The organism is Solibacillus kalamii, assembly GCF_002174535.1.
Lineage (GTDB): Bacteria > Bacillota > Bacilli > Bacillales_A > Planococcaceae > Solibacillus > Solibacillus silvestris.
Genome location: NZ_NHNT01000011.1, coordinates 17975 through 31180 on the forward strand (window position 1 = coordinate 17975; position 13206 = coordinate 31180).

Here is a 13206-nt window from a genome sequence, read left to right on the forward strand (position 1 = left end):
CTCAATCTCTGTTGTATTGAAGCTGTTGTTTTTCTGTATAACGTTCCACCGCAAAATCAATCAGCTCTTTAATTAACTGCGGATATGTTACATCTGTATGCTGCCACAGTAACGGGTACATGCTGACCGGTGTGAATCCTGGCATCGTATTTACTTCATTAATGTAAATTTCGTTGTTTTCAGTTACGAAGAAATCCGCGCGCACTAACCCGGCTCCGTCAATTGCTTTGAATGCTCTTTTCGCCATATCAACCAAGTTTGTATAGACATCGTTTTGCAATGGTGCCGGAATAATTAATGCCGTCGAGCCATCTTTATATTTTGAATCATAATCATAAAACTCAGTCATCGGCTTAATCTCACCTGCTACTGAAACATTTGGTGTATCATTCCCTAACACAGCAAGCTCAATTTCACGTGCAGTGACGCCCTGTTCAATTACAATTTTGCGGTCATATTGGAGTGCAAATTGGACAGCTTTTTCTAGTTCCGCTGAATTTGTCGCTTTGCTAATCCCTACACTTGATCCTAAGTTAGCTGGCTTAACGAACATTGGATAACCTAAAGATTGTTCGCATCTTTTGATCCAAGCTTCTTTTTCCCGCTCCCATTCACTTCGAATAAAGTATTCATAAGGTAATTGCGGCAATTTTGCCATTTCAAACAACTGTTTCATAACTACCTTATCCATACCTGCTGCAGAGCCAAGAACACCGTTCCCTACATAAGGAATGTTCAGTACTTCCAAAAAGCCCTGTACTGTTCCGTCTTCACCGTTCGTGCCGTGCAGTAAAGGGAAGATTACATCAAATGGACTTTCCATATGTTTTGCAATGAATTGCGTAATATTATTTTCAGAATGGTCTGATGCTGCTGTAAATTGCAATTGTTCAATCGTTTGAGCGGGTTCTGTTAACTGAGGTCCAACACGCCATTCCCCCTTCAATGTAATAAAAATCGGGAAAACGTCAAACTCATTAAAATCCAATGCTTGTGTTACTGCCTTTGCAGTTGAAAGTGATACTTCATGCTCGGCTGACTTACCACCATATAATAAACCAATTCTTTTTTTCATTTTTTTGACCTCCAGTTTTCACTAACCTTATTTTATCACGAATACACAAAACGCTGAAATCGGATAAAAAACACCCACTGCCCTGTTCGCTGTGAGTGTCAACTAATTTGTATTAATTCATCATAGCCTTGTTTTAATATTTCATCTAAATCGTCCCAAACTTCATCCGGATAATCATAATCACTCAGCAGTCTAATTTCGATTCCATAATGGGAATTTGGTTTATCTAGTTTATATAATGACAGCAATGCGCCTTCCTTAACAAAAGGCCGATATAGTCTTAATGTAGAAGGATCGATTGTCGGTGAGTTGTTTTTACTCTTTCTTCTCCAAAAGCTTCCAACACCTTCTTTATCTCTTATCATTCGATTAAATAGATTCGAAACAAGTATTTCAGAATCGCCTATAAAACGATAATATACTTTTGTCATTTTGTCAGTTACAGAAGAGTAATAAGCATAGCGATTTTGCAATTTGCTGAAAAAGGGTGATGCAAGCGGTTCACGCTTATGACTTAAATACAGAAGCTCTGCTTGTTCAAGGGGAGTTAATGTATTAATGTTTTTCTCTGTCGTAAAATCTACCCAGCATAAATCTTTCTTTAAGTCGCTTTCCTTTTTTAGAAAATCGCGCATATCTTCATTTGTTACAAAATCAAATTGTGTATGCATATTAAAAGAGCCGTTGTCGTACGCGTGCTTTAATAACAGAACATTTTTTACGGGCTCGACCGAAACCATAAATTCCTTCAGTGTAAGACCACTATAAATAACAAAATGTTCGACATCGTTCATATGAATATATAAATGATGCATAAAATCTTCAGCAGATTTCATTTTCTTCGCCACGATTTGCACGCCCCTTTAATATGAATAATATGATTATTATATGACTTCTCATTCAAATTTGAAACATTTTCTCACCTGTTTCGTCCAACTTTTAAATTAGTCTTACTAAAGTAATTTTTATAAGAATATGATAAAGTAAATAAAGCTTAAAACATTACAGCAATTCCCGTGAAAACTTTCCTATATGCAATTCTTTTACCGGGAAATGTTGTGCCCATATAAAGAACCTTCAATTTGTTGGTATCTTCTAGCCCATTAACGGGTTAAATTTAATAATTTAAGGTGAAACGAATGGATACAAACAATTACAATTTTAATAAACGGTTCGACTGGCCGCTCACTACCATCCTAATCATATTTTTGGGGGTAAGTGTTCTTGCAATCGCATCTGCACAAACTTCCGGTCAATATGGAATAAATTTCATACCGAAACAAATAATAAACTACGCTATTTTTGCCTTTATTGTTGCCTTTGTCATGTACTTTGACCCGGATCAGTATAAAAAAATGGCATGGCCTTTGTACGGTTTCGGAATTTTATTATTAATTGCCCTTGTTGTTATTCCGACATCAACCGGTTTAACTGTCGAAACAAACGGAGCAAAGAGCTGGTTCAAAACACCAATCGGTAATATTCAGCCTGCCGAATTTATGAAGACGTTCTATATTTTAGCTTCTGCCTTTTTAATTAGTAAGCACAATGAAAATTACCAGATTAAAACGATTAAATCCGATTTATTGCTGCTCGGCAAAATTGGGTTAACGTTGGCAGTACCGCTTGGCTTCATTATGATGCAGCCAGATTTAGGTTCTGCTCTAGTATTTTTTGCCATTACTGCAGCACTTGTGATCGTGGCAGGTGTCACTTGGAAAATTGTTTTACCGTTGTTTGGCGGAGCAGCAGTTATAGGCGGGTCGTTATTATGGATGGCACTGTATATGCAGGACTTCCTGGAAAAGACATTTGGATTCCAGCCATACCAATTCGCCCGTATTTATTCATGGATCAATCCATACGAATATGCGACATCAGACGGCTATCATTTAATAACTTCACTAAATGCAATTGGCTCCGGTGAGGTTTTCGGTAAAGGATTCATGGCGCGTGAAGTTTATGTTGCAGAAAATCATACTGACTTTATCTTTGCTGTAATTGGCGAAGAATGGGGCTTTATCGGTGCAAGCGCTGTTATTTGTCTATACTTCCTGTTAATTTATCACTTAACGAAAATGACATTATTGTTAAAAGATCCATTCTGTACTTATGTATGTGCAGGAATTATCGCCATGATTACATTCCATGTATTTGAAAACATCGGCATGACGATACAATTACTGCCAATTACCGGTATTCCGTTACCTTTCATTAGCTATGGAGGTAGTTCGATGATGGGGAATGCCTTAGCGATCGGTCTTGTATATAGTATGAAGTTTCATTACCGAACATATATGTTTACAACAAATGATCCCGACGATGAATAAAACAAAAGGACCCGTGCATATCGCGGGTCCTTTCTTATTGCTTCATATGAAAATAACGGATGACGAACAAGGTTTCATCTCTCCTTACTTTCATTAATTTTGCGCTTGTGGAGTTTGTGTTGGTGGTGTTAAAACTTTTAAAAGCTCAAGACGAGATTTCGTAACTGTCGCCGTAACACCTAATTTTGATAAGTTTGTAACAATACGCTTTAAATCAATCTCTTTCGCCATTTGATTACACCTCAAACTTTCCTTTGTTAATATATATAACGATTTTTCATGTTAAAAGTTTCAAATTAATAAGGTCAGACCTTCTAATACTTCATATATTACCACGTAAAATCTTATTTTTCTTTCCTGTTTTGTGACAAATCTAAAACATAATTAAACTTAACCGTTTTTAAGCAATAATAAACTTATTTAAATTTATTTTAAAAAAATTATTCCTTGTAAGTTTTATAATTACTTTTGAAATAATTTACATAAACTTCTCGAATACATGTTATTTAATAATTTCATTTCCCACGTGTAGTTAAAAGGGATTGTATTGTATCCCCAACCATGTTTAACAAAAATTACAAATGGAAATATTGTAAAATATCATGACCATTTTTTGTGAAGTAAAACCGATTAGGAATAAACAGATTTCCGTTCGTGCGACCCTTTAAGTTAATCATTTCACATAGATGTTACTTCAGTAGGAGGAACTTCAAATGTCACATATAGAAAAAAACATTTATATTCCAAAAGAATTGACCCATTATCATACGAGTTTAAGTCACTCAGCTGAACAAGCAGCCATTTTGAACCCGGTGAAACAACCTTCATTTTTGCATGAAAGCAAATTTGCCGGTCTTCCGTTTCTAACAAACAAAATGGAACATCCAAAAGACAATCAAAATCGCTATATGCTATTTTTGGCACAGCTTAACTTTGCGGAAATCCAGCTGGATCACCCATTTCCACAAGATGGTATATTGCAATTTTATATTCCCCAACAATGTTATGAAAAGGAAAAGTTTCATTCGGAATGCCGTTATTTTAAAGTACAATATATACCTTATCAAGGTCACTATAATAAATTTATTCATGATTTCACCTATTTAGAAGATGTAAACTTCAGCAGTTTCCCAATTCAACAGGAAATGAAGCTTATTCCTAAATCACAATTCGAACCGGTATCGGCAATGGATTACAGATTAAATAATTATTTCAAACCTGAAATTATGGATGCACCTATTACACTGGATGACCGTTCATTCCAGGATGTATATTTGGAAAGTTATTTAGCAGCCGAACATAAAATTGGGGGCTATCCATATTTTATCCATCAGGATTTCAGAAAAACATCGCCCTATTTACAGCACTATGACACATTATTACTGCAAATCGTTTCAAACGATGAACAAAATATTATGTGGGGAGATAGCGGTATTATCAGCTTCTTCATCAACTCCGAAAAATTGGCGCAACGCGATTTCTCGGATATTTACTTCCATGTTGAGGAATACTAAACGTTTAGAAGCACTCGCTTGAAGTGTTTCTTTTTTTGTTTTGCTTCCATAGGCTATAATGATAAGAAAGAAGGAAAGTAGGTGAATCTTTTGAGCGCAATTACACAAAGTTCCATTTTAGTACCACTTATTATGTTTATAAATATTCTTTTTGCCCTGACTGTCATTTTTTTAGAGCGCAAAAAGCCTTCATCGACTTGGGCATGGTTGCTCGTTCTTTTTTTCTTACCGTTTGTTGGATTTTTCCTCTATTTATTATTAGGTAGACAATTGAGAAAAAAACATTTATTCCGTTGGGATGGAAGAAAAGATATCGGAATTGAACAACTGATCAGTTATCAAATTGAAGCAATCGAGAATAATGAACTAGAGCTACGTGTAGAACATATTAAAAGTTATAATCATCTCATTTATATGAATTTAAAAACAAACAACGCTGTCCTGACACAAGATAACGATGTAAAAATTTTCGTTGACGGCAGTGACAAGTTCGAAGCACTTATCAATGATATTTTACATGCGAAAAACCATATTCATATTCAATACTATATTTTCAAACTGGATAATTTGGGCCAACGCATTGTAAATGCTTTAATCAAAAAGGCTAAACAAGGTGTAAAAGTAAGAGTACTATTTGATGAAATGGGCTCACGCGGAGTTCGGAAGCGGCATTTTAAAGAGCTGATCGAAGCTGGCGGTGAAGTAGAAGTGTTCTTCCCTTCGATTTTACCTCTCATCAATCCACGCTTAAACTTTAGAAATCATAGAAAAATTTCCATAATAGACGGGCGTATCGGCTATATCGGAGGATTTAATGTTGGGGACGAATATTTAAGTTTATCGGATCGTTTCGGCTACTGGCGGGATACCCATCTGCGTATTGAAGGGAGTGCTGTCCATCCATTACAGACTCGCTTCATTTTGGACTGGAATCAGGCAAGCGCCAAAAATGATATTTGTTATGCGGAGCGTTACTTTCCGATTATCCCTCAAAAAGGAACGGCCGCTCTCCAAATTATTTCAAGTGGACCGGATACAGAATGGGAAGTAATTAAAAACAACTACTTGCATTTAATTACGAATGCAAAAAAATACGTGTACATACAGTCCCCGTATTTCATTCCAGATGAATCGTTTTTTGACGCTATTCGAATCGCTGCCCTATCCGGACTCGATGTACGGATTATGATTCCAAATAAACCTGACCATTTGTTTGTCTATTGGGCGACTTATTCATATGTAGGGCCACTCGTTGAGGCGGGAGCCAAGGTGTATCATTATGAGAAAGGCTTTATTCATGCCAAGATGATTGTTGTAGATGATGAGATTGCTTCAGTTGGCACTGCAAACATTGATGTGCGGAGCTTTAGTTTAAATTTTGAAGTGAACGCTCTTCTTTATGACAGGTTATTGGCTCACCGCCTTGCTGAAATATTTGAAAGTGATATATTAGACTGCTCCGAGCTCACATTTGAACTGTATAAAAACCGTTCCAATTTTATTAAATTCAAAGAATCCATTTCCCGTTTATTATCACCTATATTATAAGGGAATGGAAGTAAGCGTGAAGGTAGATCAGGTGAACTGATATTCCTTTTACACATAGTAAAAAACCAATTTCCTCCTTGTGAGAAAATTGGTTTTTTCGTTTATATTCCAGCTTCAAGTATCATTGTATTCCTAAATATTCTTCCAGCGTTACGCCTGCTTCATATACCTTCGCAGCTAGTTCGCCTTCTAAGTAGCGGAAATGCCATGATTCATGCATGAAACCTGTAATATCTTCTTTTCCTTTTGGATAACGTAAAATGAAGCCGTATTTATGAGCATTTTGTGCCAGCCATTGTCCCGCTTCAGTCTGGCCGAATTCATTTGTCAGCCACAGCTCTTCACGGCCCTTTTCCCCAATATCAAAAGCGAGTCCAGTCTGATGCTCGGAATACCCAGGTCTTGCACTATAGCGATCAGCTGCTTCCTTTCCGTCTCGCTTTACATAACGATCGTATAGCGTTTTTTGATAATCGTAAGAACGGAAACCACTAAATGCAACAAGCTCTAGTCCATCTTCCATTGCAGCCTTTGCCATCTTTTCAAAAGCTGCACGTGCTTTAGGATCTTCTCCTTTATTGTAGGTAGCAGGTAGTGGATTTTTCTTGTTCGCGATTAAAACCCCCTTCACAAATGTAGGTTCTGTCGCAGGCTTTTGGCCAACAATATATCCATTTTCAAGTTCCACTTCTTCCATAACAGGAGCTTCTTTAGCAGGTTGCTGATTTGGCTGCTCTCCGGAATTTGTCGGAGGCTTCTCGCCGTTTTTATCTGAAGAAGGCAGATCAGCACTATTTCCTTCTTGTTGCTTCAATGGTTCTGCGGTTTCATTTGTTTTATTTTGTGTCTCTACATTTTCAACTTCGTTTGGTTTAACAGATTTTTCTTCTGTTTGCGCTAATTCAAATTTATAATAAATAGATCCTAAAATCGCGATTAAAATAATAATTGAAATGGATACAATCATTGCGATCGGACTTTTTCTGTTTGCTTTTCTGTTCATTCCATTTCGCCTTCTTTTTCTATTTTTATCCTGTGACAATAATATATAAAACAATAATCGATAAAACCGCAAAGATCATCGACATCTTCTGCATCCATTTTGCTTCTTTTTCATGCCCCTTTTCTTTAAAGGTACGTGAACGGAAAAAATTCGTAAACGTAAACATGATTGTCATCGCTAAAATAGCTGCTTCCATATTTTGTTTCACAATAAAAAATAGTGCGGTTAAACTAGCTCCTGCCACTAATACGAGTGATATAGCTCTTTCATATTTTTTCATTATTCTCTCCTTACATGATGATTACGTTTTCTACTTCAGCAATCTAATTTTCAACCTTTGTTTAGTATAAAACTAGCTTAATTGATAATGCAATTTTGAAAATCTTAGAAAGGTACAAATTTGTTTACAAATAAAAAACTCTACATGTAATAATATATACCATGCAGAGTTTTCATATATTATTCTTTTTTTTCTGAAACTTTCAGCTAAACAAAGAATAAGGAAATTAAACTAACTTATCTGCCCAAAGTTTAACGGACCATTTTATATACACCATTCCATTTTGAGTATTAAACACTTTCGTACTCTACTTCCGGAATTTCAAATCTGAAAAATTCATGATGCAGTTCATCACGGAAATGCTTAGGTGTTACACCTGTGTACTTCTTAAAAATTCTAGTGAAATAACTCTGATTGCAGAAATGGAATTGATCTGAAATTGATGTAATGCTTTTATTCGTATGACGTAAATAATATTGGGATTCCTCTACACGGCGGACATTTAAGTATTCCACTAAAGTAATACCTACATGTTCACGGAAAATACGCGATAAATGACTCGTACTAATATGGAAGTTCGCTGCAATACTTTCAACTGTTAAATCATTTTCCAGCTCATCATTTATGTACATAATTACTTTGTTTACTGTTTGGTGACGGAACGTAGGCTGTTTTCGATCCGCAATAAAGTACACATAAAAATCGATTAAGTCATCTGCAAACTGCAGAAACTCGGCATCCTTCATCTTGTTTTCAATCATATCTGCACATGCTAAATTGAAGGCAAATGCTTTTTTAGAAGGGACTTGATTATCTAAAAGCTTACGCGCAACAATTGATGATAACGTAACAAAGTATGAGCGCACTACTTTAATGACTTGTTTTCCGAAGCGTACGGATAATATGTCTATAATTTCGTGTAATGTCTTCTTTGCTTTGGCTACTTCTAAATGATAAACTTCAAAAATCAATCGAGATTCCAGAACAAAAAAATCTTCGATACCAGCATATTGATTGATATTGTCAATCTCTTGAAAATACCGCTTTGAAATTGTTTCCGAGATTGAATATTGATGTAGTTGCATAAGTTACCCCATCTTTCTTCAGAATGACCTTCTATTACTTATTAGAAAGACAAGCCTAATACGAAATGTACAAGTAATTGTCATAATTCTGCAGAATGGTTATGTTCCTACATCAGCCAGTCTGCATTTCATAATAAGTCATATCATTATATTAATCATAAGAAAATTCCATAGTAGAATTTCTTTTATTAAGCAAAGTAATTATTTATACAATTTTATATTTATACTATCTATAATATGCTTTATTTCCCGCATAATAGTACATTTTATTAGTAACTATAGTGAATATTACCATATTATAAGTTTTGCTTTCAACCTAATTTTAACAATTACTCTAGGACAAAATTATTAGGTTACTTCCAATTATAGAAATAAAGGAAATTAAAAATTGCATATTTCGCTTAATCATACTCTTTTAGCATAGTAATTTTCACGCTATTTTTTTACTAAAATTTTTTGACAAAAATCCATTTTTAGATTTACAGAAAATATTTTTCATTTTAAAAAATCTTCCCAACCCAATTTCTTTAAATATGTAGTAAAATAGTTCATAATTGTATAAAATGCTTATAAAGAGGTGTTATAAAGTGGATCCAAGACAAATAGAAGAAATTATGGAAGTCATTAAAGAGTTTTTCCCTGAAAATACATCAATTGCTATTTCAGATACAAATGAGTATTTATATTACCAGCCAAGCAAGAAAGTAGACTTAAAAATCAAACCAGGCGACCCGATTAAAGAAGGTTCAGCTGCATACAAAGCATTAACGCATGGCCAAAAAATCAATTCTTACATTGAATCGGACGTATTCGGAGTTCCTTATTATGGAATGAGTATGCCTCTCATCGAAGAAGGTGAAACAAAAGGCGCTATTACAGCAATCTTCCCTCAAAAACCTTCTCCATTTTTAACTAATTATATTACAGTAAAAATTGATGACTGCTGGTACCCAATTAAACATAATCAAGTAATTTATCTTGAGACTCAATTGCGTAAAACATTTGTAAAAACGATGCACCGTGAAGGATACCACCGCTTGAACTTAAGTGATTTGGAACTATTTTTAGCTCCTGATTCGTTCATCCGTTGCCACCGTTCTTATATTGTTAATATTGATTTTATTGATGAAATCCAACCAGATTCACACTCAACTTTCCTGCTAATCATGAAAGACGGTACACGTATTCCTGTAAGCCAACGCTATGCAAGCTACTTCCGCCGTTCTTTAGGATTCTAAAATTGTTTAAAAGCGACTCGTCTAAACGGGTCGCTTTTATTCTTTTCCCCCCTCCTATGGTCTTTTTACCTATTTTCTTAATTTTTAATTGTGCAAATTTGCTAATTAATCAACCGGCCAGCTTTACATTCAATTCGTTTTTATCTCTCTTTTACGATAAATTTCTCTAATAAACACCTTTTAAGCGCTTTTATGTTGCGCGTGAAGTAAATGTGACAATTTGATGATAATATTAGCATAAATGCCGGTTTACTACCTGGTGAAAAACACAGAAAATTATAAAAGTTTTCTGTTTATCAAACGATTAAATAACTTATTAGGGGAGGATTTTTTAATGGATCCACGAGTTGAGAAACGTTTAGGTTTAAAACAATTAGCAGATAAAGTTGTTTCTGCTGAAGAAGCTGCTGCTTTAATCCAAGATGGCACAGTGGTAGGGATGTCAGGATTTACTCGTGCAGGTGATGCTAAAGTTGTACCAATGGCATTAGTAGAGCGTGCTAAAAATGAAAAATTCAAAATTGATGTATATACAGGGGCTTCATTAGGTCCTGAAGTTGATAACTACCTGGCTGCTTCTGGTGTTATTAACAAACGCGGTCCTTTCCAAGGGGATTCGGTAATGCGTGGTTTAGTTAACAAAGGCGAAATTTCTTATGTAGACGCACACCTTTCTCACAATGCTGAGTTAGTACGTCAAGGAATTATCGGCCCTATTAAACACTTAATTTTAGAAGCTGTTGCTATTACAGAAGATGGTCTGATCATTCCATCAAACTCTGTTGGTAACTCACCGATCTTTGCTGAATATGCAGAGAACATTATTATCGAATTAAATATCTCTCATCCTGAAGCATTAATCGGTATTCACGATATCTATGTTCCGGGTGAACAAGGTAAACGTGAAGCGATTCCAATGACAAATGCTGAGCAACGTATCGGTGAAATCGGTATTAAAGTAGATCCTGCTAAAATTAAAGCAATCGTAATTTCTGAAGAGCCAGACGCTCCTTCATTAATCGTTCCTCCAGATGAGGAAACGCAGGACATGGCAAACATCTTATTAGACTTCTTCCGTTCTGAAATCAAGGCGGGTCGTTTAACTAATGAATTAATGCCATTACAATCAGGTGTAGGTTCTGTAGCAAACGCAGTATTAGACGGTTTTGCTGATGCAGAATTCGAAAACTTGGTAGTTGCTTCTGAAGTATTACAAGATGCAGTATTCAACTTAATTGATGCTGGTAAAGTACGCTTTGCTGCTGCAACTTCTATTACACTTACAGAAGAATTACAGAAAAAAGTTTATGGCAACTTAGAAAAGTATGCTGATAAAATTTGCTTACGTCCACAAGAAATTTCTAACCACCCAGAGCTTATCCGTCGTTTGGGCTTAATCTCAATCAACACTGCTCTTGAGTTAGACATTTATGGTAACGTAAACTCTACACACGTATCAGGTACTAAAATGATGAACGGAATCGGCGGTTCTGGTGACTTCGCACGTAACGCTCGTCTTGGTATCTTCGTAACGAAATCATACGCAAAAGGCGGCGCGATTTCTTCAATCGTACCAATGGTTTCTCACGTAGACCATACTGAACACGATGTAGACGTAATCGTAACGGAACAAGGTATCGCTGATTTACGCGGACTTGCTCCAAAAGAGCGCGTAAAATTAATCATCGAAAACTGTGCTCACCCAGATTTCAAAGAGCAGTTATGGGATTACTATAACCGCGCTTACGAAGCAACTGGCGGCGCGCACACTCCTCACATTTTAGAGGAAGCTCTATCTTGGCACGTAAATCTTGCTAAAAACAAAACAATGAAAAAAGAAACAGCTAACGCTTAATCTTTTTACATGTTAAAGGGTTTGTCTGAAACGATTTAAAACGTTTCAGGACAAACCCTTTTTATCGTTTTGGTTTAAACATGATTAAACCTCCACATCATAAAAAAAGGAGGCTACTTTCCCGCCCACCTTGTTTTTATATAGTTCAGCTGTTCGCTTATGCTCGTTTGTCCTGTTCATGATTGTAATAATTTGTTGTTGTTTGAGCGCCCTCTTCGACCATTTGGTTACCTTCTAGCGTATGGTCTGCAATCTCTCCTGCTGTCACTGCAACATCTTCCAGTGATTCTTCTTTGTAGTCTTCTTTTCCGACAGAAGCCGATTTAGCCATATTTGTATCTAAATCTCCTGTTGATGATGGATGCGCGTTTTCATTACTATAACCAGCCGATTTGTCTTGAACTTTCTGCATTAGACCTTGCACTCCACCGCTTTCATTCACTTTCCCTTTTGCTTTGTTTAAATAATCCATTGCTTTATCACGGTTTTCCTTTTTACTTAAAAATGAAGCAGCACCTGCTAATAATCCAGCAACTACAACGCCTTTACCTTTTAATTTAGCCATAATAATATTACCTCCCAATTCGAATTTTAATTTCACTTTTCATATAAATTAATATACCCTTCGAAATTCTTTTAAAACATTTGCTGTTATAGGATTAAAAAATACCTGAATTGGATAAATATATATAAATAAAATAAAAGGAGTGTTCAATATGTTTCAAAACAAAGAAATTACATATAAAGGTACGGAAATTTTTGCACTTCTCGGTGTCTCAGGCGTTATCACTGCTATGATTTCATTATTTGTAGGGTTTTGAACAACCATGATCGTAATTCTAAATAAAGTTATAATTCCATAATAAAAACACGATTTTCAAAAGAAATGAAAATCGTGTTTTTTTATATTGCTATACTTTTACATCGTCATACGCGTCGCTTTTTTGGAATGAAGAAACGACATATGAGCAAATGGCATTCATTTTGTAATTGTTTTCTCGTGCGTAGTCCGCAGCGGCATCTAAAAGCTTTTTGGCTACCCCTTGACCGCGCAGTACATCCGATACATACGTATGGTCCATATTCATGACACCATCACGTAAAACCCAAGTAATCTCAGCAACACGCTGACCATTCAACTCATATTCCAGAGCACCATAGTTGTTCCCTTTGTCTTTATAAATAAATTCCATATTTCTCCCTCCTTTTGTACTTCACAATATACCATAATTTGAATTTTCATTAAAAATAAAAGCACCCGTTAAAGAGTGCCTTCAT

At 35.7% G+C, this 13206-nt stretch carries 13 protein-coding genes; 5 read left to right on the forward strand and 8 right to left on the reverse strand.

Translation table 11 applies throughout. The features are described from left to right. Position 1 precedes the first annotated feature (1 nt). On the reverse strand, positions 2 to 1075 hold the full coding sequence (locus CBM15_RS14525) for a D-alanine--D-alanine ligase (protein ID WP_087618067.1): 1074 nt from the start codon (positions 1073 to 1075) through the stop codon (positions 2 to 4). Between the two features lie 98 nt (positions 1076 to 1173). After that, complete coding sequence (locus CBM15_RS14530) at positions 1174 to 1923, reverse strand: hypothetical protein (protein WP_087618068.1); 750 nt, start codon at positions 1921 to 1923, stop codon at positions 1174 to 1176. A gap of 291 nt (positions 1924 to 2214) precedes the next feature. Here CBM15_RS14530 and CBM15_RS14535 point away from each other — a divergent pair, with 291 nt between their 5' ends. Next, positions 2215 to 3405 (forward strand): FtsW/RodA/SpoVE family cell cycle protein, encoded by a 1191-nt coding sequence (locus tag CBM15_RS14535; protein ID WP_087618069.1) that lies wholly within the window; start codon positions 2215 to 2217, stop codon positions 3403 to 3405. 93 nt (positions 3406 to 3498) lie between these two features. On the opposite strand, the gene CBM15_RS19385 is transcribed toward CBM15_RS14535, so the two are convergent. Beyond that, the gene (locus tag CBM15_RS19385; RefSeq protein ID WP_008405794.1) at positions 3499 to 3636 is read right to left on the reverse strand and encodes an Lmo0850 family protein; all 138 of its coding nucleotides are present in this window, start codon (positions 3634 to 3636) and stop codon (positions 3499 to 3501) included. Between the two features lie 482 nt (positions 3637 to 4118). Here CBM15_RS19385 and CBM15_RS14540 point away from each other — a divergent pair, with 482 nt between their 5' ends. Both CBM15_RS14540 and cls read left to right on the forward strand, forming a co-directional pair. Then, complete coding sequence (locus CBM15_RS14540; protein WP_087618070.1) at positions 4119 to 4919, forward strand: YwqG family protein; 801 nt, start codon at positions 4119 to 4121, stop codon at positions 4917 to 4919. An 81-nt stretch (positions 4920 to 5000) separates the two neighbouring features. Continuing rightward, positions 5001 to 6467, forward strand: coding sequence for a cardiolipin synthase (gene cls, locus CBM15_RS14545; protein WP_087618071.1), 1467 nt, complete (start codon positions 5001 to 5003; stop codon positions 6465 to 6467). A 121-nt stretch (positions 6468 to 6588) separates the two neighbouring features. Here cls and CBM15_RS14550 read toward each other — a convergent pair whose 3' ends face one another. From CBM15_RS14550 to CBM15_RS14560, 3 genes are all read right to left on the reverse strand, one after another. Continuing rightward, positions 6589 to 7470, reverse strand: a complete 882-nt coding sequence (locus CBM15_RS14550) for a M15 family metallopeptidase (protein WP_087618072.1) — start codon at positions 7468 to 7470, stop codon at positions 6589 to 6591. A 25-nt stretch (positions 7471 to 7495) separates the two neighbouring features. Beyond that, positions 7496 to 7750, reverse strand: coding sequence for a hypothetical protein (locus CBM15_RS14555; protein WP_087618073.1), 255 nt, complete (start codon positions 7748 to 7750; stop codon positions 7496 to 7498). A gap of 290 nt (positions 7751 to 8040) precedes the next feature. Next, a complete protein-coding gene (locus CBM15_RS14560; protein ID WP_087618074.1) occupies positions 8041 to 8835 on the reverse strand; it encodes a helix-turn-helix transcriptional regulator in 795 nt (264 codons plus the stop codon). Between the two features lie 587 nt (positions 8836 to 9422). On the opposite strand from CBM15_RS14560, the gene CBM15_RS14565 reads away from it, so the two are divergent. Beyond that, a complete protein-coding gene (locus CBM15_RS14565; RefSeq protein ID WP_087618075.1) occupies positions 9423 to 10073 on the forward strand; it encodes a LytTR family DNA-binding domain-containing protein in 651 nt (216 codons plus the stop codon). A 334-nt stretch (positions 10074 to 10407) separates the two neighbouring features. After that, positions 10408 to 11928 carry a succinate CoA transferase gene (locus CBM15_RS14570; RefSeq protein WP_087618076.1) on the forward strand — a complete coding sequence of 507 codons (1521 nt, stop codon included), beginning with the start codon at positions 10408 to 10410 and terminating at the stop codon, positions 11926 to 11928. A 157-nt stretch (positions 11929 to 12085) separates the two neighbouring features. Here the strand turns inward: CBM15_RS14570 and CBM15_RS14575 are convergent, their stop codons facing one another. Both CBM15_RS14575 and CBM15_RS14580 read right to left on the reverse strand, forming a co-directional pair. Next, a complete protein-coding gene (locus tag CBM15_RS14575; protein WP_008405804.1) occupies positions 12086 to 12493 on the reverse strand; it encodes a hypothetical protein in 408 nt (135 codons plus the stop codon). A gap of 346 nt (positions 12494 to 12839) precedes the next feature. After that, the gene (locus CBM15_RS14580; RefSeq protein WP_008405806.1) at positions 12840 to 13121 is read right to left on the reverse strand and encodes a GNAT family N-acetyltransferase; all 282 of its coding nucleotides are present in this window, start codon (positions 13119 to 13121) and stop codon (positions 12840 to 12842) included. Positions 13122 to 13206 lie beyond the last annotated feature (85 nt).

Bases quoted from the DNA above. Each gene is read 5' to 3' on its own strand.
- CBM15_RS14525 (WP_087618067.1), bottom strand. From the start codon at position 1,075: ATGAAAAAAAGAATTGGTTTATTATATGGTGGTAAGTCAGCCGAGCAT.
- CBM15_RS14535 (WP_087618069.1), top strand. From the start codon at position 2,215: ATGGATACAAACAATTACAATTTTAATAAACGGTTCGACTGGCCGCTC.
- CBM15_RS19385 (WP_008405794.1), bottom strand. From the start codon at position 3,636: ATGGCGAAAGAGATTGATTTAAAGCGTATTGTTACAAACTTATCAAAA.
- CBM15_RS14540 (WP_087618070.1), top strand. From the start codon at position 4,119: ATGTCACATATAGAAAAAAACATTTATATTCCAAAAGAATTGACCCAT.
- CBM15_RS14550 (WP_087618072.1), bottom strand. From the start codon at position 7,470: ATGAACAGAAAAGCAAACAGAAAAAGTCCGATCGCAATGATTGTATCC.
- CBM15_RS14555 (WP_087618073.1), bottom strand. From the start codon at position 7,750: ATGAAAAAATATGAAAGAGCTATATCACTCGTATTAGTGGCAGGAGCT.
- CBM15_RS14560 (WP_087618074.1), bottom strand. From the start codon at position 8,835: ATGCAACTACATCAATATTCAATCTCGGAAACAATTTCAAAGCGGTAT.
- CBM15_RS14570 (WP_087618076.1), top strand. From the start codon at position 10,408: ATGGATCCACGAGTTGAGAAACGTTTAGGTTTAAAACAATTAGCAGAT.
- CBM15_RS14575 (WP_008405804.1), bottom strand. From the start codon at position 12,493: ATGGCTAAATTAAAAGGTAAAGGCGTTGTAGTTGCTGGATTATTAGCA.
- CBM15_RS14580 (WP_008405806.1), bottom strand. From the start codon at position 13,121: ATGGAATTTATTTATAAAGACAAAGGGAACAACTATGGTGCTCTGGAA.